The organism is Streptococcus sp. k-628 (genome assembly GCF_013277475.1).
Taxonomy (GTDB): Bacteria; Bacillota; Bacilli; order Lactobacillales; family Streptococcaceae; genus Streptococcus.
On sequence record NZ_VMMZ01000032.1, the window covers coordinates 1 to 25,932 of the forward strand.

Here is a 25,932-nt window from a genome sequence, read left to right on the forward strand (position 1 = left end):
AGATAGAACTGACGAAGTCGGTAACATCTACACGGTAAGGCGACGCTGACGTGGTTTGAATTTGATTTTCGAAGAGTATTAATTTTTAATCGATTCGTGATAGCTCAGCTGGCACTGTTAAGTAATAGGTTGCCGTCAAGCTTGCTTCACCTTGATTGACAAAAATCTCGATGGAATTTTTATCTAGAACAACTTCCAATTCTTTAGCTTCAATATCTACATACCGTCGGCTAGTGTCCTGTTCTTCTTCACCTAGAATTTTTTGAACAAGATGGCTACGATCAATGTAAACTTGCTGCGCATTACTGTCATAACCAAATTCAAGATAATCTGTATCATTTCCTAAGTGGTAATGACAATCTTTATCTATTTGGATTTGATATTGGCCTTTTTTAACAGGGAATTGTCTTAGTTTGCCATCTTCCAATCTTAGAATTCTAGGTAAAGTCATGGCACATGCCCATTTGTGTTCTTGGTCATGGGTTGGAAGGGTACGCCCCCATGTCTGCATCCAAGCAATCAGGATACGACGATTTTGATCGTCCAACAATGTTTGAGGCGCATAGAAGTCTTGGCCATGATCAATTTCTTGAACTGATTCTGAGATAAAACGTTTTTCTCCCCAATCTACCTTACCCGTGAACAAAACCGATGAGTTGATGTTATGATAGGAGTCTCCCTCACGCTGATAACGCATGGGTGACATAATAAGGCAATCCTTCCCATCTAACTCAAAGTAATCTGGGCATTCCCACATAAAGCCTTGGTGTTCTACCCCTTTTAAAAAGATGGATTCGAACCGCCATTCTACTAGGTTATCGGACCCTAGTAGAACGATACAGCCCACATTATCCTTGTGTTTGGCAGCTACTACGGAGTAATAGCGTCCATCTTTTTCAAAGAGTTTTGGATCACGGAAATCAGCAGCAATCAACTCATCTGGCAAGTCTGCTCCAGTTGCAACTGGATTTTGTTCAATCTTTTCAAAGTGAATCCCATCGTCTGAAAATGCCATATTTTGCACTTGACGAACACCTGTTTCTTCTTCGATATGTCCAGTGTACATGAGCCAGAGGCGATCATCCTTGACAATGGCAGAACCTGAGAAACATCCATTGCGGTCATAATCTTGGTCAGGAGCAAGTGCCACTGGCAAGTGCTCCCAAGTCACCAAGTCCTTACTTTTAGCATGACCCCAGTGCATTGGTCCCCAGACACTATCATATGGATAGAATTGATAAAAGAGATGGTATTCTCCACGAAAATAGACAAATCCATTTGGATCATTGATCCAGCCAATCTCAGCTGAAAAATGTTCTTCAGGCTTATATTGAGTATTTACAAGATGTTTATTTTCTGCTATAAAACGATTGGCTTTTTCTACTGTAAATGTTTTATTTATCATAAGTATATCCTATTTTATTCCAGTTCCGGAACCACCCAGACCTTGAACAATATATTTCTGAGCGACTACATAGACCAAAATCAACGGAATCGTTGAAATAGTTAATACAGCCATTACCTGATTGATATAAACTGGTTGAGTTGTATTAATAGTTGTAATTGCAACCTGCATTGAAAATTTAGAAGAATCTGTCAAAACCATCAATGGCCAAATATAATCATTCCAGCTTGAAATAAATGATAAAACACCAACTGTAGCAACTGCAGGTTTAGACATTGGAAGCATAATTCTAAAGAAAATTCTAACGATACTTGCTCCGTCCATCTTTGCAGACTCAAGAATCTCTTCTGGAATTGCAATAAAGAAATTCCTAAATAAGTAAATATTAAATACACTCGCCAATCCTGGAATAATAACTGCAAGACGATTATTGACCAAACCTAGGGAATTGATAATGGTAAATTGTGGAATTAACACAGTTTCTACTGGAATAATAAGTAAAGCAAGTAAGAAACCAAATAAAATTTTCTTACCTGAAAAATTGACTTTTGCAAAAGCGAAACCGGCCAGTGCATTGACAATAATAGAACCAATAGCAAACGTTCCAGCATAAAAAATGCTGTTCCCTAGATAGGTAAAAATACTAAATCGCTCAAATACTTCCTGATAAGGTTTAAACCAATCAGCGGGATTTAAACTTGGTAAGAAGGCTTGCCAACTAGTTAAATTTTTATAAACATCCGCTTCTGGCTTCATGGCTGAAACTACCATCCAAACCATAGGAAAAAGGAAGAGTCCTGCCAATAGGGTTAACAGAATATATTCTAAGATTGTTGTTGGTTTAAATCGTTTCATCTTAGTCATCCTCCTTCAGAACGCGACGTTGCACTAAGCTAATCATACCAATTAACGTTGTAAATACTAAAGCGATTGAGCTAGAATATCCTACAAGACGATCAGTAAAACCTTGTTGATAAATATAGTACACCATAGTAATTGTTGAGTTTAATGGCCCACCTTGCGTCATAACCATTGGTTGTACAATTAGCTTAAAAGCAGAAATTAAAGTTGTTAACAATACAAACAGGGCTGTTGGTTTTAGTAGGGGCATCGTGATATAACGAAACTGAGCCCATTTTGAGAATCCATCTAATTCAGCAGCTTCATAGACATCTTGTGGAATATTCTGCATTCCTCCTAAAAATAAAAGCATCTGATAACCTGCACCCTGCCAAGCAGAAACAAAAACAATTGCATACATAGCTTGTTTAGGACTAGTCAAGAAAGGTTGAGAAGCAATACCTACCTTATTTAAAATAGCATTTAATAAGCCACTATTTGGATTTAAAAGATAAAGCCAAAGAATAGAAATAACTACCAAGGACATGACAACTGGAGCAAAAAAAGCCACTTTAAAAAACATATTCCCTTTGCGCTTTTTATTAACAATCAAAGCCATTCCTAAGGCTGCTCCCAATTGAACTGGAATAATCCAAACCACAAATTTCAAAGTATTCAAGAAGCTCTTTAAGAAAATCGGATCCTTTATTAATCGAATAAAATTCTCAAATCCAACAAATTTTCTTTCATCTGGTGTCAACAAATAATAATCTGTAAAAGCGTAATAAATGACCATTCCAACTGGAATTACCAAAAAGATACCTAATAAAATTAAAGCTGGAGCTAAAAAACTATAACCTAGTATGTTATCTTTTATTTTTTCACGTCTTTTTGTATCCACAATAGTTTCTTTACTCATATTCATCTCCTTTAGTCATATATATATCAAACTAATCTACTAACAAGAAAGGGGAAGGTAGTTCCAAACGTTTTCCTTCCTCCTTCCTTTTTACAGATTATTTGAGTGACTGATCAATAGCAGTTTGCATTTCTTTTGTACGAGTATCCAAGACTTTTTGCACATTTGGATTTTCTTCATAATAGCTAATATCTTGCATTGCTTGTTGAAAAGCTCGAGAAACCTGAGGATATGCTACGACAACTGGGCGAGCATGAGCTGTTTTTGAATTTTGTTCCATCAAGAAACGCATTGGTTCGGATACTTTATCTTTGATATTTTCAATTGTAGATTTACGAATTGGAAGGACCGAATTCCCCAAGCTAATAATTTCACTTGATTCTGTATTTGTAGCAAATTTAACAAATTCAGATGCTGCTTCTTTTTTATCAGATTTTGTCGTAACAGCTAATTGCCAACTACCTGAAGGGGATACTAATTTTTTCGTCTTACTAGATACTGGGTAAGGAAGGATACCAAAATCAATATCTTTGTAGTTTGTATTCATGTCAGCAATCGTCCAAGAACCACTCAAAAGCATTGGATACTCTCCTGTTTCAAAACCTTTTTCGACTGGACTAACAGTTGTATAACCTTCTTTTACAAGATTTTGAATGAATTGAACTGCTTCTACACTCTCTTTGGAGTTGAAGTATCCTTCTGCCTTTGTTCCATCTTCGTTTACGACAGAACCATTATTTGACCAAATCAACGGCATATAAGCATATGGCAACATTTCATCGTTTGAATTAATACGAAAATCAATTGCCGGTTTGTTATAATGATCTTTCAATTTTTTAGCAATCGTATTAAATTCGTCCCATGTCCATGGCTTTTCTAGCGTTGGAAGCTCTGATTCCGCAATTCCGGCCTCTTTGAACATTTTTTTGTTGTAATAAACACCAACATTCGATTCAGAAAATCCAAATGCATAGAATTTGCCATCATAAGTTCCTTGTTGTTTAATACTGTCCAAAACATCATCCATATTATTATCTTTTAGATAATCATCTAGCGGAGTAATCACTTTAGATTTTGCATAAGCTGCCGTATTTGGTCCATCAAGGGTAATAACATCTGGAAGACTATTAGTCGTGATAGCAGCATTAACCTTGTCTTCATATCCTCCACCACTACCACTACGAGGAATATACTCAGTTACAACTTTGTACTTACTTTTTCCTGATTGATTAAAGTTGTCAACAACTTTTTGCCAAGCTTTTCCTTCATTGGTTTCGTCAGAGAATTGTACCCAGACTTTAATATCATTTGAAGAACTAGCTTGTTTTGAGTTAGTTCCTCCACTACAACCTGCAAGTATAGCTAACGATAGCCCCGCAACAACAGATAACATTGTACCTTTACGCATTATTTTCCTCCTTTTTGAAACGTTTCATTTTTTATTTATTTTTTAAACAAGCTTCTAGCCTGTTTTTGAAACGTTTCATTTGATGATTATATTATAACAGCGCTTTCATTAATTGTCAAGCGCTTTTTAAATTTTTTTTGTTGTTTTATCTCCCCAAAAATATGTGGGAATTACGATTCGTTTTTCTAGAATCTCTTCCCGCTTAATCATTTTCAGTATCATTGCAACAGATTCTTTTGCCATCATACCAATATCTTGAACTATTGTAGACACTAGATAAGATTGATCGACAGAAGTTTTTAAACCATCAAACCCAATTATCTGGTAATCATCAGGTGCTATTTTCCCCAGTTCTTTCATAACACTAATAACTCTCAGAGCCATCATATCATTTATTGTAAATATACCATCAATTTCTTTATGAGATTGCAAAAAAACTCTTATCTGATCTTCAGGATTTATTAAAGGTTCTTTCATTTCAAAATTATAGACATCTACTCCTAATTCCTTAGCTTTTTCTCTGAATCCTTTACTTCTGAGTATAGTCTCATTCTCATACATATTAATTGAACCAATAAAAGCAAGGTGCTTATTATCCCTTCTAACCAGTTCCTCTGCTGCAGTTTGTCCTCCTTTGTAATTTGCTGAAGTAACATAGCATACATTTTCCGAAAAATGTCTATCTATACTTACAAACGGTAAATCAGATAAAATATATTTGTCAATATCAGAATATGTAATACCAATAATTCCATCCACTTTATTTTGTTTCAACATTTCGATATATTCGATTTCATTTTGTGAATCGCTATCAGCGTTACAAATAAATAATTTATAATTATATTTTAATAACTCTTTCTCAACATGATAGGCAAACTCCGAGAAAAACGGATGCCATATGCTCGGAATAATCAAAGCGATAGTTTCTGTTCTATTCTTTTTCATACCTCGAGCATAATTATCAGGGATATAGTCCAATGTTTTTATAGCCCTTTGAACTTTCCTTAAGGTTACTTCTTTAATGCCTTTTTCTTTATTAATCACACGTGAAACTGTTCCAACACTAACTCCTGCTTCTAAAGCAACATCTTTCATGGTAATTGATTTTCTTTGTTCTACCATCTTATCACCTCCTTTCAATATATAGTATCATGCAAACGCTTTTTTAGCAACTATTTCTCAATCATTTTTGTCCAGACCCTTTTTCCCATCATGAATAAAATCACTCCAATTATCTTTTGAAAATACTTCAATTTTCATATGTAAACATCTACATAAAACAGGAAAAGACTTTTTTTGCTTCTATCTCCCCTTCTTCATAATATATTTCCGTTCAGATGCTTCAACCATTTGAACGATTTCAAATCCTTCTTTTTGGTAAAGATTCTTAGCTCTTTGATTTGCCTCGAAGACATTTAAAGAAATACTATCTATGTCTCCATTTTTAAAGGCCAAACTAACAAATTTCCTTAAAGCCTGACTACCTAAGCCTTGCCCCTGTTTCTGGGGATTGATAAAAAATCTTCCAATATGAAGATTACTGTCTTCTAGTCTGATTTTTTGTATTAGTCCGACGAACTCTTGTCCTTCAAAGATAGAAAAGATTCCTTCCAAATCTTGCAAGACTTGAATTGTTAAGGGAAAAGGAATCTTTGGTCCCATCCATTGTTCTTGAAAAGCTTTGCCAAGGGAGTTGGACCATTGACATACGAATTGAGCGTTTTCTGTGCTCACATTTTCTTCAAAACGAATTGACATTTTGCACTCACCACCTTGTCTATATTTCTCCATTATACTACTTCTCCTATTTTTTACGAATAGATAAGTATGATTGATTTTTATTTTTTTCTTGTCGGGAGCATTCTCGCTTCCTTTCTTGGTTTGGTCATTGACCGTTTTCCTGAGCAATCCATTATCCAACCTGCTAGTCACTGCGATTCCTGTCAGACTCGCTTGCGTCCCTTAGATTTAATTCCGATTCTCTCGCAGGTCTTCAATCGCTTTCGCTGTCGCTACTGCAAGGCTCCTTATCCTGTCTGGTATACCCTTTTTGAACTAGGCTTAGGGCTCATCTTTCTGCTTTACTCCTGGGAATTACTTTCCTTGGGGCAAGTCATCCTAATCACTGCTGGTTTGACCTTGGGTATCTACGACTTTCGCCATCAGGAATATCCCTTACTGGTCTGGATGACTTTCCACCTAATCCTCATGGCTTCCTCTGGCTGGAATCTAGTCATGGTCTTCTTCTTTGTTCTTGGAATTTTGGCTCATTTTATCGATATTCGCATGGGCGCAGGGGATTTTCTCTTTTTAGCTTCTTGTGCTCTCGTCTTTAGTGCGACCGAATTACTCATCTTGATTCAGTTTGCTTCTGCAACAGGGATTCTGGCCTTTCTCCTGCAAAAGAAAAAGGAAAGACTTCCTTTCGTGCCTTTCCTCTTGTTTGCTGCTTGTGTGATTATTTTTGGTAAGCTACTGCTTGTTTGATAAAGTTCAATTTCTATCATATGTCCTTCATGAAATTATTTCACAGTTAAATTATAAATTATTTCTTTTATACAAAGGAATGATATTATCAAATTGATCTGTTCTTTTATCTTCTTGATATTGATCAAAAAATTTCATTTCGACCGAAAATATTTCGCTTATAAACTGTAAACGAATACTTTGTTTAGACATTATAGTCGCTAGACTGACTAGATGATTACTCAAAACGACGTCCAAAATACTCTTTACTTTGCTTGGTTTTTTTACAAAAATTTGATCATCCAAAGGTTCAATCATTTTGTAACCTTTTTGCGCAATTTGACGATAAAAGTAAGAATGTTGCTTTGGAGTCAATAATCCTAACTTAAAAGCTCGATACTCTAAAGCTTGTATCGAAACATTCAAATCCGACTTCAATAAAATATAACTATCAGGATTGCTGACACGCTTGCCAACCCTCTCTTCAAATTTGACTAAAAACTCTTCTTTTGGCAATAAAAAACATGATGCAAAATAATTTGCTTCTTGCTCCAAACTATCGCCATCTTCATTCATATCTTTATATTTGTGTAAAAGAATATGTCCTAGCTCATGAGCTAAGTCAAAATTTCGACGTACAGATGATTTATTCGTCCCCAACACAATATAAGGTCTTCCCAATTTTGACCATGCGCTATAAGCATCAGCTTGACCATTAATTAATCGTTCCACGATATAGATGCCTGAACGTTCTAATTTATAAAGCAAATCATGATTATCTTTTGAAATACCTAATTTTTCCCTGGCATAAAGAGCCAATTCCTCAATGGATTCTCCCTTATGATAAGATTCACTCACTACATTACTTAGGTCATGAATTGTAATATTAGGTATAATTACAAAACTTTCAAAATAATCAATCAAACTATCTACCTTATGTAAATACATAGTTTGAATATCTATTGTTTTCCGTGTTGCTAGGTCTGCATTTCTAAAGGCGATTACAGAAGAATCAAATCGAATACTTTCTTCTTCTTGTTCAAAATAAGTTAAATCAACATGAAATTGGTTGGCCAAATGCATTTTGGTTGATAATTTAGGTTTCGTTTCGTTGGACTCAAACTGCCAAATGGCTTGTTCCGTTAAATTAATTCTCTGAGCTAATTCTGCTCTACTTAAACCATTTAACAGCCGTAATTCTTTCAATACCCGACCATTAAACATTTACATACTCCTTACTACTTTTGACCTTCTTGTTTTTCTATTCTTGGAATAATTTCAAAATCTTCTGTTTCCGATAATTCTGAAAAATTAGGAATATCTTGGTATTTAGCTTCTTCGAAATGGTACGAACTTGATTGAATATACTCAGACAAATCTTGAATCAAGTGTAACTGACCAGTTCGTGCATCAGGCATAACAACATCTACAGATATAATATTGTTTTCTGAGTCTGCCTCATAAGTTAAAATCATAAATTTTTCGATATTCGAATTTTTAGTAGCTTGTTCAATTTCTTGAATCATTTCATCAGAAACCAACTCCATCTGAATTGGAAAGGAATGACTATCTTCATCATTTTTGTAGGGAGAATGTTGATTAAGATAAAGTGTATTCATCCGAGCATATTCAAATAAGTAGCCACTCTTATTTTTTTGTACCAAAGGAAATTGGCTCGTAAGTCGCTTCTTACCCTTTATAATTAACAATACTTTCCCATATTTTTCTGTATTTGTTTCAAATTCTAAATATCCCCAAGTCTGTCCTGCTAATTGTAATTTATACTCAAACAAATCTGCTGACGCAAATGCAGTATCAATATGATTAGGTCGCGTCCATGCATAACCATTCGACACTATCATTGTCTCTCTTTTTTCTAGACGTTCATCGACATAATCTTTTTGACCTTTCATCAAAGTATCTACAATTTTTTGTGCCTTGAGCGAATCAAAGAGATCCTGATTTAACATAATTCTTCCTCCTCCGAATACTTTTTAATGAATTATATCATTTTCTTAAAGAAATTACTACAATAATTAGCTTTTTCTTAAAGTTTCATATCAGAGTAATTTGGCAAATGATATCTAAAACTAGCCTTTCTCCTGCAAAAGAAAAAGGAAAGACTTCCTTTTGTGCCTTTCCTCTTACTCGCTGCTTGTGTGATTATTTTTGGTAAGCTACTGCTTGTTTGATAAAGTCCTCAATCGGCTCTCCCTCGTGGAGAGCTTTTACAATTTTCGAACCAACGATAACACCATCTGACACCGCATTAAAGCGTTCTACATCAGCTTGACTAGATACCCCAAATCCTGTCAAGACTGGGATGTCAGCCACTTGATGCAATTGTGCCAAGTGCTTATCCAAATCTGCACGGTAATTGCCAGATTTCCCTGTCACCCCATTGATGGCAACTGCATAGACAAAGCCTTCTGCCCCTTCAATCAACTCTTTCTGACGCTCAATTCCTGTCGTCAAACTAACTAGAGGAATCAAGGCGATGTCTGTGTCTGCCAAAAATGGTTCTACAAAGTTGGCATGCTCATGAGGCAAGTCTGGAATAATCAAGCCCTTAACCGCTGTATCTGCCAAATCTTTGACAAAGTTCTCCATACCGTACTGAAAGAGGGGGTTGAAGTAGGTCATGATGACCAGCGGAATTTCTGTTTGAATGGTTTTCAAAGTTTCAACTAAAGCCTGGGTAGAAGTTCCGTGGGCTAGACTGCGCAAGCCAGCTTCTTCGATAACAGGTCCATCTGCAACTGGGTCTGAAAAGGGAATGCCCACTTCAATTGCAGAGACACCCAAATCTTCTAAAAAGTGGATTGTTTCAGCTAGACCATCCAAACCTTTCTCATGGTCTCCAGCCATGATATAGGGAACGAAAATTCCTTTTCCAGCTGCTTTTATAGCGTTTAATTTTTTTGTTAGTGTCTTAGGCATGAGCTTCTCCCTTCTTTGCTGCATCTGCTTCCAAGCGGTCTTTGACTTGAACCACATCCTTGTCCCCACGACCTGATAGACAGACAATCATGGACTTGTCTGATCCAAGTTCTTTAGCCAATTTCACTGCAAAGGCAATGGCATGGCTAGATTCTAAGGCTGGGATAATCCCTTCCACACGAGACAAGAGTTGAAATCCTTCCAAGGCTTCCTCGTCTGTCACAGGAACATAGCTGGCACGTTTGATATCGTGGTAGTGAGAATGTTCTGGACCGATACCAGGATAGTCCAAACCTGCTGAGATAGAGAAGGCTTCAAGAATTTGACCATGAGCATCTTGGAGCACATCCATGAGGGAACCGTGAAGGACACCCGGACGACCCTTGGTCAAAGTAGCTGCGTGGTGCTCTGTGTCTACACCAAGTCCAGCTGCTTCAGCTCCATACATGGCTACAGACTCATCTTCTACAAATGGATGGAAGAGACCGATGGCATTTGAACCACCACCAACACAGGCTACTAGGGCATCTGGCAGATCTTGTCCTGTCAAGTCGCGGTACTGTTGTTTAGCCTCTCGACCGATGACACTTTGGAAGTCACGAACGATTTCTGGGAATGGATGAGGCCCCAAGGCAGAACCAAGGATATAGTGGGTATCATCGATATTAGCCACCCATGAACGAAGAGCTGCATTAACTGCATCCTTGAGCACGCGCGAACCGTCTGTCACTGCCTCAACCTTGGCTCCCAAAAGCTCCATACGGAAGACATTGAGGGCTTGGCGTTTGACATCTTCCTCACCCATGTAGATAGTACATTCCATGTTAAAGAGGGCTGCAGCAGTTGCAGTTGCCACACCGTGCTGACCAGCACCTGTTTCTGCGATAATTTTCTTTTTACCCATACGTTTAGCCAGAAGAACTTGTCCCAAGGCATTGTTAATCTTGTGGGCCCCTGTATGGTTAAGGTCTTCACGTTTGAGATAAATCTTGGCTCCGCCAATATGCTGGGTCAAGTTTTTTGCGTAGTAAAGGGGAGTTTCACGTCCTACATACTGGCGTAAGAGCTGGTTTAATTCCTCTTGGAAACTTGGGTCTGCCTGACTTTCACGGTAGGCCTTCTCCAACTCCAAAACTGCTGTCATCAATGTTTCTGGGACGAAACGTCCGCCGAATTTTCCGTAAAATCCATCTTTATTTGGTTCTTGATATGCCATTCTTTACCCTCTCTATAAATCTTCTAATCTTTTCATGATCTTTTTGTCCATCTGTCTCCACTCCACTTGATACATCTACTGCATAGGGAGTAAAGTGTTGAATTGCTTGTACTACATTGTCTTCATTAAGCCCACCTGCGATAAAGAAGGGCTGAGTTAGTCCAGTCGTATCCAGTTGGCCCCAGTCAAAGGTCTGGCCACTCCCAGCCACAGGGGCATCAAAGAGTAGATAGTCTGCCTGAGAATTGGGTACATGCCCCTCTCCATCCACCTGCACAGCCTGAATGCTGGCACAAGGCAAATCCTCAAATAAATCATCCGCTACCTGACTGTGAACTTGAACCAAGTCCAAGTCAACTTTGTCAATGACTTCTAGCAGTTGAGCTCGACTTGGTGAAACAAATACGCCGACCTTTTTGACATCTGTAGGAATAAGCTTTGCCAGCTCAGTAGCTTCTTCCAAGCTCACCTCTCTTTTACTGGGTGCGAAGACAAAACCGATGTAGTCTGCTCCTGCTGAAACGGCTGTTTCCACCGCTTCTTTGGTCGATAGTCCACAAATCTTAACCTTTGTCAATCTGCAACTCCTTGATTCTCTGGGCCACATCTTCTGCCTGCATGAGAGCTGTCCCTACTAAAATTCCGTTAAAGTATGGTGCTAATCGTTCCGCATCCTGCCCTGTGAAAATAGCAGATTCAGAAATGTACAAGCAATCATCTTTGAAATGTTTAGCCAAATCTACACTGGTCTGCAAGTCAACTTCAAAGGTGGTCAAGTTGCGGTTATTGACTCCGATAATCTCAGCACCAAGTCTATGAGCCACCTCTAGTTCAGCAAGATTATGCGTTTCCACCAAGACTTCCAGACCAAGATCTGTCGCATAGTCATACAGTTCTTTGAGACGTTCTTCTGACAAGGCGGCCACAATGAGTAGGATGACTGTCGCACCTGCATTGCGAGCGCGGATGATTTGCTTTTCATCGATAATAAAGTCCTTGTTAAGCGTCGGAATCTGCACTTGACTGGAAATCTCCCGTAGATAATCCAAATGACCTTTAAAGAAAACTTCATCTGTCAGAACAGAAATCATCACTGCTCCGTTCGCTTCATAAGTCTGGGCCTGTTGCACAATATCCACATCGAGATTGATATCTCCCAGACTAGGGCTAGCCTTCTTGACCTCAGCGATTACCTGCAAGCGGTCCTGGTGATTCTTTAAAAATTCTGCCAAGCGATAGGTCTTGCGCAGGGGCTGGATTTCCTCCAGCTCCATCTGCTCAACCTCACGCGCCTTCTGCTCCAAGATTCGTGCTAAAAATTCCTGACTCATTTTTGGTACTCCTGTAACAGTCTGAGTTTTTCAAGGGCCTTGCCACTAGCAATCACTTGACGGGCCAAGGCAACTCCTTCCTTGATACTAGCTACCTTACCATTGGCATAGAAACCAAGACCAGCATTCAAGACTGTCGTTTCCAAGAATGGACTTGGTTCGTTCTTAAGAACGCTGAGCAAAATTTCTGCATTTTCCTGAGCATTGCCACCACGAATATCTTCGATAGCGTAGCCTTCCATCCCCAGATCTTCTGGAGTGAAGCTTGACAAGCTGATTTCACCATTTTCAAGAAGTGCAATCTTGGTTGTTCCATTCAAACCAGCTTCATCCAGTCCTTCTGGTCCAGCAACCACTATAGCACGTTTGCGACCCATATTTTTCAAAACCTGAGCTGTACTTTCTAGAAGTTCTGGACGACTAATTCCAAGAAGCTGTGTTTCCAAAGCCATTGGATGAATCAGGGGACCAGTCAAGTTCATAATCGTTGGAATTCCCAATTCCAAACGAGCTGGCATGATGTATTTCATAGCTGGGTGCATATTTTTAGCGAAGAGAAAGACGATGCCAGTTTTATCAAAGACCTTACCTAGTTCAGCTGGTTTGAGATCAAGATTGATGCCCAAGGCTTCGAGGACATCTGCAGAACCAGATTTAGAAGAAATCGAGCGGTTACCATGCTTGGCCATGTGAACACCGCCACCAGCCAAGACAAAGGCTGCAGTTGTGGAGATGTTAAAGCTGAAAGACTTGTCCCCACCTGTACCACAGTTGTCCATGGCATCATGAATTTCAGTTGGAATATGTTGGGCATGTCCTCTCATGACTTGGGCAATGGCTGTGCGTTCTTCAGGTGTTTCCCCCTTCATCTTAAGAGCCAAAAGGAGAGAAGCAATCTGCGCTTCCGTTACACGCCCAGTTACGATACGCTCAATGACATCCGTCATTTCCACACCTGATAAATTTTCAAATTTTGCTAGTTTTTCAATAATCTCTTTCATCCTAGTTTCCTCACTTTACAACCTTCTCGATAAAATTCCGAATAGAAGACAAGCCATCTGGCGTTCCGATACTTTCTGGATGGTACTGGAAGCCATAAATTGGAAGTGTTTTGTGTTGAATCCCCATGATGGCTTGGTCATCAGTCGAACGAGCTGTCACTTCAAAGTCTTCTGGCATTTCCTCAATCAAAATACTGTGATAACGCATGACCGCACGACCATCCTCGATACCTTGATACAAAACAGATGGCGCTTCAAAGCTGATATTGCTCTGTTTCCCATGCATGACTTTGGGAGCCAAACCTAGCTTACCACCAAAAACTTCTGCGATAGCTTGGTGACCCAAACAAATTCCAAGAATCGGTTTCTTGTCAGCAAAGTCACGAATCATGTCTTCCATCTTTCCAGCATCAACTGGCCAACCAGGACCAGGAGAAAAAACCAGACCATCTGCTTTTTCAGCTTCTTCATACAGCTTGGGATCATCATTTCTCAAAACTTGAACTTCTGCAAAATTCCCAATGTATTGGGCCAAGTTATAGGTAAAAGAATCATAGTTGTCAATCAATAAAATCATGGTCTTAGTTCTCCAATTCTAGTCATAGATTTTGCTTTGTTAATGGTTTCTTGGTATTCGTTTTGGGCGATGGAGTCGTAGACAATCCCTGCCCCAGCCTGCACATAAGCTGTTTGATTTTTGAGAATCATGGTTCGGATGGCAATGGCAAAATCCATATCACCCGTCGCAGACAAGTAGCCGATTGCTCCTGCGTATACGCCCCGTTTTTCCGTTTCTAGTTCATAGATGCGTCTCATCGCTCGAATCTTTGGTGCTCCTGAAACTGTTCCAGCAGGAAGTGTAGCTTTCAAGGCATCCATGGCAGTGAGTTCTGGAAGCAAACGCCCCTTGACCACACTGGTCAAATGCATGACATAACGGAAAAGCTCCACTTCCATATACTTAGTGACTTGGACACTTGCCGTTTCAGAGATGCGGCCAATATCATTTCGTCCCAAGTCTACTAACATCCGATGCTCTGCTGTTTCCTTCTCATCCGAAAGCAGGTCTGTCGCCAAAGCCTTGTCTTCTTCATCCGTAGCACCTCTTGGTCGTGTCCCTGCAATCGGATTGGTTGTCACGATGCCATTTTTGACAGAAACTAAACTTTCTGGACTGGCACCGATGATTTGATAATCACCAAAATCATAGAAATAAAGGTAATTAGAAGGATTAGTCACGCGGAGATTTCTGTAGAAGTCAAATGGATTTCCAGTAACTTCTGCTGAGAAACGCTGGCTGAGTACACATTGGAACATGTCACCATTTCGAATCAAGTAACGAGCTGTTTCCACCATTTCCTCAAACTTTTGAGGAGCGATATGTGGTTTGAAATCCAAAGGAGATAGATCCAAGTCTTCAAATTCATTTGAAGCAGGAATGCGTAATTCCTCAAGCACTTGGTTCAAGGATTTTTCCAAATCTTCTTGACTACGCTCGCTATAGAGAGCATCCTCGATGACATGGATTTTCTCCTTCTTGTGGTCAAAGACAATGTAACTCTCATAGACGAAGAAATGCATATCTGGCGTTCCAATCGTATCTTCAGGAATTTGACCAATTTCTTCATAAAGCGAAATCATATCGTAACCAACAAAACCAATTGCCCCACCACCAAAAGGGAGGTCTGAATGGCGCTGGCTCTTATGAGTCACTTGATAAAGGAAATCCAAGGGATCCTGATCAATCACTTTCCCATTTTGATAAAGAACTCCATTTTCAAACTTAATCTCAAAAACTGGATTATAGGCTAGGATAGAAAAACGAGCTGTTTCCTTGTCTCTCGGAATACTTTCTAAAATAACCTTGTGTTGCCCCTTTAGACGCATATAAGCCAAGATTGGTGATAAGACATCTCCATGAATGATTCGTTCCATTGTAATTTCCCTTTCAGTTCCTTATTTTTAATTTTTTATCTTTTTTCTATTTCCCTTAAATAGTGCGGACGGGAGCAACTTTCTCCGAAATTTCATCCCTAATTTTTGAGCCATGTGTCTCAAAAATTCCGTCCTAGAGAAGCATCTTTGCTTCTCTAGGATACCACTATGACGGGAAACAGCTTTTAGAAACTCACTTCGTTCGTAAATATTCTATAACGACCTATTTATTGAAAATATTTAAAAAATTAATCGCAATATCTGCGGTAAATATATAAAAATCCCCACGCAAAACAACTTGCGTGAGGACGAAATTCGCGGTGCCACCTCAATTATAGGATTTCTCCTATCTCTCATGCCTGTCTCAGAAACCTCCTGTAACAGGCTGTGCGATAAAGGGCACTCCCTTGAGAATTATGTTTTCTTCTCTCATTTCAGATGGACCCAACCTTACAACTTTCTCTGCTTGTTTCCAGCAACCACAAGCTCTCTGTGAGAGAAAAGACTGTAATTTTTCCATCTTTTATTTTTTAGCTTCTAGGTAGTCTGCAATCGCAGCTACGTCCTTGTCTCCACGCCCAGAGACATTGATGATGATAATGTCGTCTTTACTTAGTTTCGGTGCACGTTTAACTGCTTCTGCGATAGCGTGCGAACTTTCAATCGCTGGGATAATTCCTTCTGTCTTGCTGAGAAGGAGGAGAGCCTGAACAGCTTCTTCGTCTGTCGCAGCCACATATTCCACGCGACCTGAATCTTTAAAGTAGGCGTGTTCTGGGCCAACCCCTGGATAGTCCAATCCAGCTGAGATAGAGTAAACTGGAGCTAGCTCTCCATCTTCCTTAAAGACTGCATAAGTCTTCATGCCGTCGACAATTCCGATACTACCTTTTGTCATAGTAGCTGCGTGCTTGTCTGTGTCAAGTCCGTGACCAGCAGCTTCAACCCCAACCAATTTAACTTCTTCATCAGCCACATACTGAGAAAATGCACCAATAGCATTAGAACCACCACCTACACAGGCAATAACGTAGTCTGGTAAACGACCTTCTTTTTCTAAGATTTGACGACGAGATTCTTCACTGATGACCTTTTGGAACTCGTGGACAATTGTAGGATATGGGTGAGGTCCCACAGCAGATCCCAGAACATAGAAGGCTTCAAGGTCATTCATCCATGCTCCAAAGGCTGCATCAACCGCATCCTTAAGAGTTCGTGTCCCCGTTTCAACTGCGTGAACAGTTGCTCCCATCATCTCCATACGGAAAACATTGAGACGTTGGCGTTCCACATCTTCTGCCCCCATGTAGACATCACAAGCCATACCAAACTTAGCTGCAGCTGCCGCCGTCGCAACCCCGTGCTGACCAGCTCCTGTTTCTGCGATTACTCGTTTTTTGCCCATACGTTTAGCAAGAAGAATTTGTCCTAAAACGTTGTTGAGCTTGTGAGAACCCAGATGGTTAAGATCTTCGCGCTTGAGATAAATCTTAGCGCCACCTAAGTGATCTGTCAAACTTTCCGCAAAATAGAGCGGTGTTTCGCGACCTGAATAGTCCTTTAAGTAATGACGAAATTCTGCCAAAAAGTCTGGATTATTCTTGTACTTGTCAAATGTCACTTCCAACTCATCCAACAAAGCCTGAATCGGCTCCGGTACAAAACTACCACCAAATTGTCCAAAATAACCTTTAGTTGTCATAAAATTTTTCCTCTTTCTGTATGAATCCGGCCTTTTTGTTTGCTTTTAGTAGTAGGCAAGGAGCTGCAGATAGAACTCAAGTTCATCAAAGCGACTTAACGCCCTAATAAAAGATAAACAAAATGACGGATAGAAAAAAGCCCACACACAGAATTAAATTCCATGTGAGGGCGTTGGTAACGCGGTGCCACCTCAATTATAAAGGGACTATCCCTTTACATCTCTGCCTTGTCTAACAACAAGTTGCACTGTAAGGTGTGCGCACCGAATTTTCATTGTTTCAAATTCATTTTTAAAATCAGCCCACTTTCACTACTTCCAACCACCTGTTCACAATCACCACAGGCTCCCTGAAGATTAAAAATAGTTACTTTTCTGATTTGTTGAACTTATTTTAATACTTTGTTTTTTCTTTGTCAAGACTTTTTTACGATTTTTTTGAAAGATGTGTGATTCGAATGTGATAATGTCTTTAGTAAATCGAACGTGAAAATGTCCCACTTGTTAGAAATTGGATCCAACTCAATAGAAACTGAATAGATGCTAAACAGAACTTACTTTAGAACACTCCATCTTTTCCCTTAGGATTTTCAAGAATTAAACAATACTAGAAACTCTGTCTCCTAACAAGTTTAGTAGAAACTTCAACAGATGTGACACTTTCCCCCTTTATAATTGCTAATACCCCTTCAATCATTTCTTGAGCTAATTTAACATAATTAGGAGAAATTGTAGATAAAGCAGGAGTGTAATACTGTGAAATTGGAATATTATCAAATCCAACAACGGATATATTATCCGGAATCGCTATTCCTTTTTCGTAACACGCACGAATTAGTCCCTGAACTTTTTCATCGCCTGAAACAAATATAATATCTGGATAATTTCCAAAAGACAAATCATTCACAGCAAAGGAATAAACTGACTCTATTGTAGTTAAACCATAAACTACCTTCAAATCCATAGAATAATTATTATCCTTTAAAAAAGTTCTCACTCCTCTCTCTCGATCCTTATTTACATAAGACTCACCTCCCATAAGTAACCACATATCTTTAAAATTCTTTTCCAAAACTACTTTCATCATATCATAAGTAGCTTGAAAGTTATTGTTAGATACGTAAACTACTCCAGGTGTTTGAGACTCTCCAAAGACAATGAAAGGCATATTATTTTTCTTTAAATATTGGATTCGAATATCATTCTCCCCCTCATAAAAGACAATCACTCCATCTACAAGGCTACCAATACTTGAAATAATTGAATTACTAATCGAATCTTCCTCTCCAAAATATTCAACAATAGCATTTACTCCAAATTGTCTACAAGTTTGTAAAACTTTATCTAAAAGTGTTTGAAACCAGATTAAAGGAAAAGAATCAATCTTCTTCACAGATATTAAAATATTCGTGGTTTCTTTCTTCGTTAAATTCTGAGCATAGGCATTTGGAATATAGGATAACTCATCGATGACTTTTTTTATGGCATTATAAGTCTCAGGTTTTACTCTATTCCCTCCATTTATTACACGTGAAACTGTCTTTGGAGAAAAACCAGACAAACGTGCAATATCATATATCGTTACCTTTTTCCCTTTTTCCATTAAAATACTCCTGTCATAAACCTTCACTATAACTATACAATATTTAAATTATTTTAACAAGAAAATTACATTCTAATCTTTTAATCTAGTTTACATCTGGAGGAAATACTTCACTAAATCTACATTAACTTTCAGTACTAGTAACATAAATTTTACAATTCAATTCACTGTTTTGTACTATTTTGTAAACTGCATTACAAATCACCGGATAAGAAAATACACTACCTGAAAATTCCAAGGAATCATTTTCAGTAAATCCTTCTGTATTTAGAAATGTATTCATTATCTGTTCAATATAACACTCTAATATGGGAACAGCTTTCTCCTTAACAATAACATTTCTAAGCATTTCTTCAAATGGTAAATGACAAGCGAACACCATCTCACAAACATCATAAAATGAATGGAAGTGGTATACCTGTATGAGATTATAGTCATCAAAATAAGTTATTTTTCCTGCATCAAAATCCACTTTATATACTCTCAAATTAGTTAGATCCTTTTCTTCAAAAATTATTATGGACACCTCTAAAAACTACCGATTTTCTATTTTTATTGCTCAGAAAACGTTGATACATCAATGTTTAAAAGTATTGAAATTGAGTTTTTAGATGTGCCCTTATATTTCTTATTATTTAAAGAAAACAAAAGGACTAGAATAATCCGTCCCTTTGTTTATCCCTAGATTAGCTGATTTCCTCAACATAAATCACACCAACAATATTAGCAATTTCTTCCATTAGTTTAAGGTGCTCAAATCTACCTGATAATTCCAGAGTAATAAATGACGCGATTTTTTTGTCTGGAACATCAAAATATTCAATTCTTTCTGAATTAACATCTCCAAATGCAGTTCTAGAATCAGTCATTCTAATGCCATTCTCAGCACAGTATACTAGTACCCGATTATATGCCTCTGTAGATCTAACAACGATATACAATTCGATTATCTTTGAACGACTTTGAAGATATTTTTTTAAAGGTTGGAACATAGTTATAACACTCCAAACAGACATTGCTCCTAGTATGGCTCCTTCATAAAAACCAACACCAATAGCTAGACCGATTCCAGCTGAAGCCCATATTCCGGCTGCAGTTGTTAAACCAGTTATTTTCTTTTTATCTGTAATAAGTATTGTTCCAGCCCCAAGAAAACCAACACCTGATATAACCTGCGCACCTAAGCGTGTAGGATCTCCTGTACCAAATTTATAAGATACATACTCATTAGTCATCATAATTAAACATGCAGCCAGACAAACAATACTATGTGTACGAATACCTGCTGGTTGAGATTTACTTCCTCTCTCTAAACCAATTACACCACCAATAACTAATGAAAGTACAATTCTTAATACAATTTCGATATATGATAGTCCTAAGCTTGTTGCTTGCATTATTATTTCCTTTTTCTACTAACTGGTCTCTGAGTAAAGTATAAAACAGAACCAGAAATTATCATTAATACAATAGTATAAACGAATACAAGTGCTTGAGCATTTGAAGTTGCTGTTTCATCACCTGCTGAACGAATAGTTATACCCAGTGGTTGAGCTAATGGATGGTAAAGAAATACAGATAAGTCGAAGTCAGTTAATAAAGAGTTAAAGTTTAAAGCAATAACAGAGAGAACAACCGGTAAAATAAATGGAATGATAACCTTCATCATAGTATAAAAAGGTGAAGCACCCATACTTCTTGCTGCATCTTCCATCTCATCATCAACACTAAATAAAATAGCACGTACCATTCTATAAGAAAATGGGATTTTTACAACTATATATGCAATAAGTAGAATTACCAAACTACCTACCAAAATCTGATTCAAGACAAGAAATTGTGGCTGATTAAAAGTAAATAATAAACTTACTGCTAAAAGTGTACTTGGTAGTAACCAAGGAAGTAGAGCACCATATTCAAATAAGAAATCAAAACGAGATTTATGTTTTCTGACAACACGAGCAAATACAACTGCGAGAATTGTTGCTGTTGTCGCAGCAATAATAGAATAAATAAAGCTGACCAAGAATGGAGAGAATGCCGCACTATTACTAAAGAATAAGCGATAATTTTCTAAAGTAAAGTTTGATAATGTTAAGTTACCTGTTTGAATTGCAACTGGATCTGTAAATGAGTATAATACTATAAAAATTAGTGGAAGCATGAAAACTGTGAACAATCCATATGCTACAATGTGAGCAATGATATTCCAAGGCTTAGACGCAATTTTTTGTTTTTTAAGAGGCGCTTTAGTCTTTGAGATAGAAATATAATTTCCACCTTTTTCTATCTTATTCATGATAGTAAGCAAAATTGTAGTTGCAATACCTAAAATAATTGCAAGTAGGGCAGCTAAATCACGAGAATTCCCCATCCCTGCAAATGTAATAATCATTGGATTTATAGTTTGAAATTCTTTACCACCAACAATCATGGGTGCTGCTACTGCAGATAAACCACTAAGAAAAACCATGATAGTAAGTGCAAATAGAGTTGGAATTAAGGTTGGTAACACTACTTTTCGGAAAACAGTAAATGGTTTTGCTCCCATATTTCGAGCAGCCTCAATAGTGTGATAGTCAACGCTTCGAATTGTATTTGTTAAAAACAATGTATGATTAGCAGTTCCTGAAAATGTCATAATGAATAAGACTGCACCATACCCAATAAACCAGTTAGGGTCTAAAGAAGGGATAATATTTTGTAAAAATTTTGTAATCAATCCATAAGGACCATAGACAAATTTATATCCAGTCGCTAAAACCACTCCTCCATAAATTAAAGAGGTCATATAACCTAATTTTAAAATTTTAGCACCTTTAATATCAAAGTATTCTGTAAATAGAACACAAAGAATACCTACGACATTAACTGTAATAATGAGTGAAAATGCCAACTTAAAACTGTTCATAATACTCTGAAGTGCCCTCTGAGATTTTAGAACACGATGTACAGCATCAAGGGAAAATTCTCCTCCTTTTACAAATACATTCACTACTAGATCAAAGTTTGGATAAATAATAAATGTTACTAAGAACCAGATTAACCCTAAACGAATAAGCCAATCTTTTAAATTTAATTTATGACGCATACTGCACCTCCTTAAAATTGCAGAACGTCTGATGGTGTGATAAATAATTCCACACTTTCTCCGACAGATCTAATAGCAGCCTGACTATCAATACTTGTTACATTAAGAATCTGACTTTCAGAAACTTTTATTGTATAGTGAATTGTAACTCCAGAAAACTCAACATCAATAATTGTCCCTTTTAGAGTGAAATCTTGTTCAGTTTCACGATTGAATCGAACTTTCTCTAATCGAATGTATCCTTTTTTATCTTCTAAGAAAACGCTTGCATTTTTCAGTAATACTTCGTGGACTATTTCATCAGTCAAAACATTAATATCTCCAATAAAATCACATACAAATTCAGTTTGAGAATTATGATAAATTTCTACTGGTGTACCGACCTGTTCGATGTATCCATTGTTAAAGACTGCAATTCTATCAGATAAAGTCAAGGCTTCCTCTTGATCATGAGTAACATATAAAGTAGTAATACCTAACTCTTTTTGAAGTCTTTTCAACTCTTTTCTCAAATCTACACGTAATTTTGCGTCAAGGTTTGACAATGGTTCATCTAGACAAAGAATTTTAGGTTCAAGAACCAGAGCACGAGCCAATGCTACCCTTTGTTGTTGACCCCCAGATAATTCTGATACATTACGCTGTAACTGTTGATCAGAGATCTTAATTTTTGCTGCTACTGCTGATACTTTTGCTTTAATAACATCTGGAGCTACCTTCTTAACTTTTAAACCAAATGCAATATTATCAAAAACAGTCATAGTTGGAAATAGCGCATAAGATTGAAATACAATACCAATTCCACGCTTTTCAGGTTCCAAATGAGTGACATCTGTTCCATTAACTTCAATACTTCCTGATGATGGATCTAGAAAACCTACCAATGCTCTCAAAGTAGTTGATTTACCACATCCTGAAGGTCCAAGAAATGTAAAAAATTCCCCTTCATGTATATCTAAATTTAGATTATCAATTGCAACAAAATCACCATATTTAATTTGAATATTATCAAATTTAATCATCTCACTAACTCCCTCTATTACTAAACCAAAAGCCTCTCTTTATTTCTTCCTTAAATTTAGAAATAATAGAGAGACTTGGACATAAAAATTAACTCTTATTTCTTATTGTACGTATTCTAATTCAGCTTTTTCTACCCATTCATCCAAATGCTTTCCAACAGCTTCCCAGTCAATATTTTGTGGTTTCACTTGATCAACAAATTTTTTCGTATCTTCAGGTAACTCTGTTAGGGCATCTTTATTTGCAGGAATAGATCCAAAGTTCTTACTATATTCTACTTGAATTTCTGATTGACCAAACCAATCAATAAATTCTTTAGCTAACGCTTGTTTTTTACTAGTGCTTAAAACCATAGTTTGTTCAGTTACAAATGGTACACCAATCTCAGGAGTCATAACTTTGAAAACAACATTTTGTTCTTTTTGTCCAACTAATGCACCAGAACCCCACATCATTCCATATTGTATTGGATCTTCTTTGTCTAACATCTTAACAATTGAACTTTCTCCCTTTTGAAGAGTGTATGCATTTTTCAAATATTCTTTTGCTGCTTCCCAACCTTTTTCGGAAACACCTAATTCACCTTTATCATCAAGGTATCGAACTAAGATACTTGCTAGAATTGCCCGTCCTGTACCACCTTGAAGACCAGAAATTGAATATTTACCTTTATACTTACTACCTAATTCAGTCCAATCTTTAGGCATTTCTTTTACATCAGGCGCCCCAATTAAAACTAATGGTTGAACAATCACAGGATTATAATAATTATCTTTATCTGATAAAGATTGATCAATTTTATCTAACCATTTAGGCTTGTACTGGACTAGTAATTTTTGATCTCTAATTTTATTTGAATCAACAGCACCAATTCCAAATACCATATCTGCAACTGCATTATTCTTCTCGGCAATAACACGGTCTGCTAATTGAGCGCCAGGAATATCAACCATTTTTATATTAAAACCAGCTTCTTTTGCTTTAGCAGTTAACCAATCACCACGACCATTTGAAACTGAGTTCGAATAGATTACTAATTCTTGACTTTTATCAGCTTTTTCTTCAGATGAAGAAGCAGTCGTAGAATTTGAACCTCCAGAGCAAGCAGCAAGTGTAGTAAGAGCAACTCCCGTTGCAAGTACAGTAGACCAAACTTTCATTTTTTTCATGATAAGTTCTCCTTTTTTATTATTTTATTTAAATTTTTCGTGATATGGAACAAATTGTCTCATATCTTCAAATACAGTATAGTCAATACGGTTTACAGTAATAGTTGGAATCTTCTCTAATAAGATTTCAGTTAATTCCGCTCTGACTTTAGTAAACTCTTCTTCCTCCTCTTCGGTTAGAGGAATCCGAAGATATCCAATTGAAATATGGAATTGATATCTATCATGATTAGGGAAACGAACACCTGCTTTTTCTGAAACATAAGTACGAATTTCTTCTAATCTCTTTGCAGAAGCTTCATCTGCAGGTTCAACTAGTATGTTTTGTTTTCCCATTTCAGTCACACGCATATGAATTTCTTCATCCAACAATGGAAAAATTTCAAGTTGTTTAGCAAAGTAATCATGTATTTCCTGTAAAGGTGTATCAAGAGGAAGATTACTACTCCAAAACTCCGTTTCACGATTTTCATGGCACAACAATTCAATTACAGTCATGTGAATAGAATTCCTTGGAGTTAAAGTAAACTTATCGATAAATGGTAATTCTCTATAACGTGATTGAATAATATCAACAACTTCCATCAAATCTTGTTTAGTATAAAGATTTGCTACAACAGTATTTCCTGGAAAATGATTAAATTCTCCATTTTCTTTGAACTTAATTTTTGTTAGGTTTTTCATATAAAGACCCTCTTTTTTTATATTTGACACCGGTGTCATCTATGCTTATATTATATAACGAAATCGTTTACTTTGTCAAGCGCTTTCAAACATTTTTTAAAAAAATTTATCTTTCATTAAATATGCATTTCATTAAAAGTTTAAGTAATTTTTCCAAAATACAGCACTCATATAGACAGTATCATCAATTATAGCCATTGGGATTTTTTGATTGCCAATTCCATGTATCTCTACACATGTCTTCAATCGATTTTGTTGTCCTCCAATTTAATTCCTTATATGCTTTGTCTGCATTTGCATAACAAGTTGCAACGTCTCCTGAACGTCTTGGAACTATTTTATAAGGAATAGGGATCTTATTAACACTTTCAAATGTATTTACAAGTTGTAATACACTAGTGCCTTCTCCTGAACCAAGGTTATAAATATAAACATCTGTTTTTTCAGATACTTTTTCTAAAGCTTTTATATGCCCTATCGCTAAATCCACTACATGGATATAATCGCGAACACCAGTACCATCTACCGTATCATAATCATCTCCAAAAACACTTAGCTCTGGTCGCTTACCTACCGCTACTTGTGCAATAAAAGGCATTAAGTTGTTAGGAATGCCTGATGGATCTTCTCCAATCAACCCCGACTCATGAGCACCAATCGGATTGAAATAACGAAGCAACGCAATACTCCACTCTGAATCTGCTACATGAACATCTTTTAAAATTTGTTCAAGCATCACTTTTGTGTACCCATACGGATTCGTTGCACTTGTCGGCATCGTCTCAATAAGGGGAGACTGATTGTGAACGCCGTATACAGTCGCACTCGATGAAAATACAATCTTTTTAACATTAAACTCTGACATCACTTCAACAAGAGCTAATGTGCTCATAATATTATTTTCGTAATACATTACAGGCTTTTGCACGGATTCTCCGACAGCTTTGTATCCTGCAAAATGAATTGCAGCCTCAATAGATTCTTGTTCAAAAACTTTTCTCAATCCTTGTTTATCACAGACATCTAATTCGTAAAACGCAGGACGTTGCCCTGTAATTGCTTCAATACGATCTAATACTAAAATGCTTGAGTTTGAAAGGTTGTCGACAATAACGACTTCCTTACCTAAATTTAGTAATTCTACTACGGTATGGCTACCAATATAACCAGCTCCGCCTGTTACCAATATTGCCATTTTT

General features: G+C 37.2%; 24 protein-coding genes, 1 pseudogene and 2 other annotated features. Of the genes and pseudogenes, 2 read left to right on the forward strand and 23 right to left on the reverse strand.

Annotated elements, in window-relative coordinates; genetic code table 11:
- Positions 1-85: 85 nt before the first annotated feature.
- The 6 genes from HT730_RS04570 to HT730_RS04595 all read right to left on the reverse strand — a co-directional run bounded on the left by HT730_RS04570 (position 86) and on the right by HT730_RS04595 (position 6,330).
- Complete coding sequence (locus tag HT730_RS04570) at positions 86-1,405, reverse strand: glycoside hydrolase family 32 protein (RefSeq protein WP_173306941.1); 1,320 nt, start codon at positions 1,403-1,405, stop codon at positions 86-88.
- 9 nt (positions 1,406-1,414) lie between these two features.
- Entirely contained in the window at positions 1,415-2,260 is an 846-nt protein-coding gene (locus tag HT730_RS04575; protein ID WP_000819520.1) for a carbohydrate ABC transporter permease, read from the reverse strand.
- Between the two features lies 1 nt (position 2,261).
- Positions 2,262-3,164 carry a sugar ABC transporter permease gene (locus tag HT730_RS04580; RefSeq protein WP_173306942.1) on the reverse strand — a complete coding sequence of 301 codons (903 nt, stop codon included), beginning with the start codon at positions 3,162-3,164 and terminating at the stop codon, positions 2,262-2,264.
- Between the two features lie 97 nt (positions 3,165-3,261).
- A complete protein-coding gene (locus HT730_RS04585; RefSeq protein ID WP_060628702.1) occupies positions 3,262-4,572 on the reverse strand; it encodes a sugar ABC transporter substrate-binding protein in 1,311 nt (436 codons plus the stop codon).
- A gap of 126 nt (positions 4,573-4,698) precedes the next feature.
- Positions 4,699-5,694 (reverse strand): LacI family DNA-binding transcriptional regulator, encoded by a 996-nt coding sequence (locus HT730_RS04590; RefSeq protein ID WP_173213096.1) that lies wholly within the window; start codon positions 5,692-5,694, stop codon positions 4,699-4,701.
- Positions 5,695-5,874: 180 nt separating this feature from the next.
- Positions 5,875-6,330, reverse strand: a complete 456-nt coding sequence (locus tag HT730_RS04595; protein ID WP_173306958.1) for a GNAT family N-acetyltransferase — start codon at positions 6,328-6,330, stop codon at positions 5,875-5,877.
- 69 nt (positions 6,331-6,399) lie between these two features.
- Between HT730_RS04595 and HT730_RS04600 the strand changes: the two genes are divergently transcribed.
- Positions 6,400-7,059 carry an A24 family peptidase gene (locus HT730_RS04600; protein ID WP_173306943.1) on the forward strand — a complete coding sequence of 220 codons (660 nt, stop codon included), beginning with the start codon at positions 6,400-6,402 and terminating at the stop codon, positions 7,057-7,059.
- Between the two features lie 51 nt (positions 7,060-7,110).
- On the opposite strand, the gene HT730_RS04605 is transcribed toward HT730_RS04600, so the two are convergent.
- Both HT730_RS04605 and HT730_RS04610 read right to left on the reverse strand, forming a co-directional pair.
- Entirely contained in the window at positions 7,111-8,262 is a 1,152-nt protein-coding gene (locus HT730_RS04605; protein ID WP_173306944.1) for an XRE family transcriptional regulator, read from the reverse strand.
- A 14-nt stretch (positions 8,263-8,276) separates the two neighbouring features.
- Positions 8,277-9,008 (reverse strand): hypothetical protein, encoded by a 732-nt coding sequence (locus HT730_RS04610; RefSeq protein ID WP_173306945.1) that lies wholly within the window; start codon positions 9,006-9,008, stop codon positions 8,277-8,279.
- A 120-nt stretch (positions 9,009-9,128) separates the two neighbouring features.
- Between HT730_RS04610 and HT730_RS04615 the strand changes: the two are divergent.
- Positions 9,129-9,230, forward strand: a pseudogene (locus HT730_RS04615) (prepilin peptidase); the annotation flags it as partial.
- Here the strand turns inward: HT730_RS04615 and trpA are convergent.
- From trpA to galE, 15 genes are all read right to left on the reverse strand, one after another.
- Positions 9,202-9,978: a tryptophan synthase subunit alpha gene (trpA, locus tag HT730_RS04620; protein WP_173306946.1), complete on the reverse strand. Its 777-nt coding sequence runs from the start codon at positions 9,976-9,978 to the stop codon at positions 9,202-9,204. The pseudogene HT730_RS04615 and the gene trpA sit on opposite strands and share 29 nt — an antisense overlap.
- Complete coding sequence (gene trpB / locus HT730_RS04625) at positions 9,971-11,194, reverse strand: tryptophan synthase subunit beta (protein ID WP_173306947.1); 1,224 nt, start codon at positions 11,192-11,194, stop codon at positions 9,971-9,973. Before trpB (HT730_RS04625) ends, trpA begins: the two co-directional genes overlap by 8 nt.
- Positions 11,172-11,771 (reverse strand): phosphoribosylanthranilate isomerase, encoded by a 600-nt coding sequence (locus tag HT730_RS04630; protein WP_173306948.1) that lies wholly within the window; start codon positions 11,769-11,771, stop codon positions 11,172-11,174. The genes trpB (HT730_RS04625) and HT730_RS04630 overlap by 23 nt, the downstream gene beginning before the upstream one ends.
- Positions 11,758-12,525, reverse strand: a complete 768-nt coding sequence (gene trpC, locus HT730_RS04635; protein WP_173306949.1) for an indole-3-glycerol phosphate synthase TrpC — start codon at positions 12,523-12,525, stop codon at positions 11,758-11,760. Before trpC ends, HT730_RS04630 begins: the two co-directional genes overlap by 14 nt.
- The gene (gene trpD / locus HT730_RS04640; RefSeq protein ID WP_173306950.1) at positions 12,522-13,526 is read right to left on the reverse strand and encodes an anthranilate phosphoribosyltransferase; all 1,005 of its coding nucleotides are present in this window, start codon (positions 13,524-13,526) and stop codon (positions 12,522-12,524) included. Before trpD ends, trpC begins: the two co-directional genes overlap by 4 nt.
- Positions 13,527-13,536: 10 nt before the next feature.
- Entirely contained in the window at positions 13,537-14,103 is a 567-nt protein-coding gene (locus HT730_RS04645) for an aminodeoxychorismate/anthranilate synthase component II (RefSeq protein WP_119920059.1), read from the reverse strand.
- Positions 14,100-15,461: an anthranilate synthase component I gene (trpE, locus tag HT730_RS04650; protein ID WP_173306951.1), complete on the reverse strand. Its 1,362-nt coding sequence runs from the start codon at positions 15,459-15,461 to the stop codon at positions 14,100-14,102. The genes HT730_RS04645 and trpE overlap by 4 nt, the downstream gene beginning before the upstream one ends.
- A 301-nt stretch (positions 15,462-15,762) precedes the next feature.
- Positions 15,763-15,994 (reverse strand) — a binding site (T-box leader).
- Complete coding sequence (gene trpB / locus HT730_RS04655; RefSeq protein ID WP_173306952.1) at positions 15,985-17,163, reverse strand: tryptophan synthase subunit beta; 1,179 nt, start codon at positions 17,161-17,163, stop codon at positions 15,985-15,987. (Overlaps the previous feature by 10 nt.)
- 163 nt (positions 17,164-17,326) lie before the next feature.
- Positions 17,327-17,556: a binding site (T-box leader), on the reverse strand.
- Positions 17,557-17,770: 214 nt separating this feature from the next.
- Positions 17,771-18,766 carry a LacI family DNA-binding transcriptional regulator gene (locus HT730_RS04660; RefSeq protein WP_000410752.1) on the reverse strand — a complete coding sequence of 332 codons (996 nt, stop codon included), beginning with the start codon at positions 18,764-18,766 and terminating at the stop codon, positions 17,771-17,773.
- Between the two features lie 686 nt (positions 18,767-19,452).
- Complete coding sequence (locus HT730_RS04665) at positions 19,453-20,163, reverse strand: MgtC/SapB family protein (RefSeq protein ID WP_001149044.1); 711 nt, start codon at positions 20,161-20,163, stop codon at positions 19,453-19,455.
- A 2-nt stretch (positions 20,164-20,165) separates the two neighbouring features.
- Positions 20,166-21,857 (reverse strand): iron ABC transporter permease, encoded by a 1,692-nt coding sequence (locus HT730_RS04670; RefSeq protein ID WP_001216174.1) that lies wholly within the window; start codon positions 21,855-21,857, stop codon positions 20,166-20,168.
- Positions 21,858-21,868: 11 nt separating this feature from the next.
- Positions 21,869-22,879, reverse strand: coding sequence for an ABC transporter ATP-binding protein (locus HT730_RS04675; protein WP_173306953.1), 1,011 nt, complete (start codon positions 22,877-22,879; stop codon positions 21,869-21,871).
- Positions 22,880-22,981: 102 nt separating this feature from the next.
- Positions 22,982-24,049 (reverse strand): extracellular solute-binding protein, encoded by a 1,068-nt coding sequence (locus tag HT730_RS04680; protein ID WP_000738376.1) that lies wholly within the window; start codon positions 24,047-24,049, stop codon positions 22,982-22,984.
- Positions 24,050-24,073: 24 nt separating this feature from the next.
- On the reverse strand, positions 24,074-24,733 hold the full coding sequence (locus HT730_RS04685) for a DUF1868 domain-containing protein (RefSeq protein WP_000793811.1): 660 nt from the start codon (positions 24,731-24,733) through the stop codon (positions 24,074-24,076).
- Between the two features lie 184 nt (positions 24,734-24,917).
- The gene (galE, locus tag HT730_RS04690) at positions 24,918-25,928 is read right to left on the reverse strand and encodes a UDP-glucose 4-epimerase GalE (protein WP_000996573.1); all 1,011 of its coding nucleotides are present in this window, start codon (positions 25,926-25,928) and stop codon (positions 24,918-24,920) included.
- Positions 25,929-25,932 lie beyond the last annotated feature (4 nt).

Bases quoted from the DNA above. Each gene is read 5' to 3' on its own strand.
- HT730_RS04590 (WP_173213096.1), bottom strand. From the start codon at position 5,694: ATGGTAGAACAAAGAAAATCAATTACCATGAAAGATGTTGCTTTAGAA.
- HT730_RS04675 (WP_173306953.1), bottom strand. From the start codon at position 22,879: ATGATTAAATTTGATAATATTCAAATTAAATATGGTGATTTTGTTGCA.
- trpE (WP_173306951.1), bottom strand. From the start codon at position 15,461: ATGGAACGAATCATTCATGGAGATGTCTTATCACCAATCTTGGCTTAT.
- HT730_RS04645 (WP_119920059.1), bottom strand. From the start codon at position 14,103: ATGATTTTATTGATTGACAACTATGATTCTTTTACCTATAACTTGGCC.
- HT730_RS04665 (WP_001149044.1), bottom strand. From the start codon at position 20,163: ATGCAAGCAACAAGCTTAGGACTATCATATATCGAAATTGTATTAAGA.
- HT730_RS04685 (WP_000793811.1), bottom strand. From the start codon at position 24,733: ATGAAAAACCTAACAAAAATTAAGTTCAAAGAAAATGGAGAATTTAAT.
- HT730_RS04585 (WP_060628702.1), bottom strand. From the start codon at position 4,572: ATGCGTAAAGGTACAATGTTATCTGTTGTTGCGGGGCTATCGTTAGCT.
- trpA (WP_173306946.1), bottom strand. From the start codon at position 9,978: ATGCCTAAGACACTAACAAAAAAATTAAACGCTATAAAAGCAGCTGGA.
- HT730_RS04575 (WP_000819520.1), bottom strand. From the start codon at position 2,260: ATGAAACGATTTAAACCAACAACAATCTTAGAATATATTCTGTTAACC.
- trpD (WP_173306950.1), bottom strand. From the start codon at position 13,526: ATGAAAGAGATTATTGAAAAACTAGCAAAATTTGAAAATTTATCAGGT.
- HT730_RS04610 (WP_173306945.1), bottom strand. From the start codon at position 9,008: ATGTTAAATCAGGATCTCTTTGATTCGCTCAAGGCACAAAAAATTGTA.
- HT730_RS04660 (WP_000410752.1), bottom strand. From the start codon at position 18,766: ATGGAAAAAGGGAAAAAGGTAACGATATATGATATTGCACGTTTGTCT.
- galE (WP_000996573.1), bottom strand. From the start codon at position 25,928: ATGGCAATATTGGTAACAGGCGGAGCTGGTTATATTGGTAGCCATACC.
- HT730_RS04570 (WP_173306941.1), bottom strand. From the start codon at position 1,405: ATGATAAATAAAACATTTACAGTAGAAAAAGCCAATCGTTTTATAGCA.
- trpB (WP_173306952.1), bottom strand. From the start codon at position 17,163: ATGACAACTAAAGGTTATTTTGGACAATTTGGTGGTAGTTTTGTACCG.
- HT730_RS04600 (WP_173306943.1), top strand. From the start codon at position 6,400: ATGATTGATTTTTATTTTTTTCTTGTCGGGAGCATTCTCGCTTCCTTT.
- HT730_RS04680 (WP_000738376.1), bottom strand. From the start codon at position 24,049: ATGAAAAAAATGAAAGTTTGGTCTACTGTACTTGCAACGGGAGTTGCT.
- HT730_RS04605 (WP_173306944.1), bottom strand. From the start codon at position 8,262: ATGTTTAATGGTCGGGTATTGAAAGAATTACGGCTGTTAAATGGTTTA.
- trpB (WP_173306947.1), bottom strand. From the start codon at position 11,194: ATGGCATATCAAGAACCAAATAAAGATGGATTTTACGGAAAATTCGGC.
- HT730_RS04595 (WP_173306958.1), bottom strand. From the start codon at position 6,330: ATGTCAATTCGTTTTGAAGAAAATGTGAGCACAGAAAACGCTCAATTC.
- trpC (WP_173306949.1), bottom strand. From the start codon at position 12,525: ATGAGTCAGGAATTTTTAGCACGAATCTTGGAGCAGAAGGCGCGTGAG.
- HT730_RS04670 (WP_001216174.1), bottom strand. From the start codon at position 21,857: ATGCGTCATAAATTAAATTTAAAAGATTGGCTTATTCGTTTAGGGTTA.
- HT730_RS04580 (WP_173306942.1), bottom strand. From the start codon at position 3,164: ATGAGTAAAGAAACTATTGTGGATACAAAAAGACGTGAAAAAATAAAA.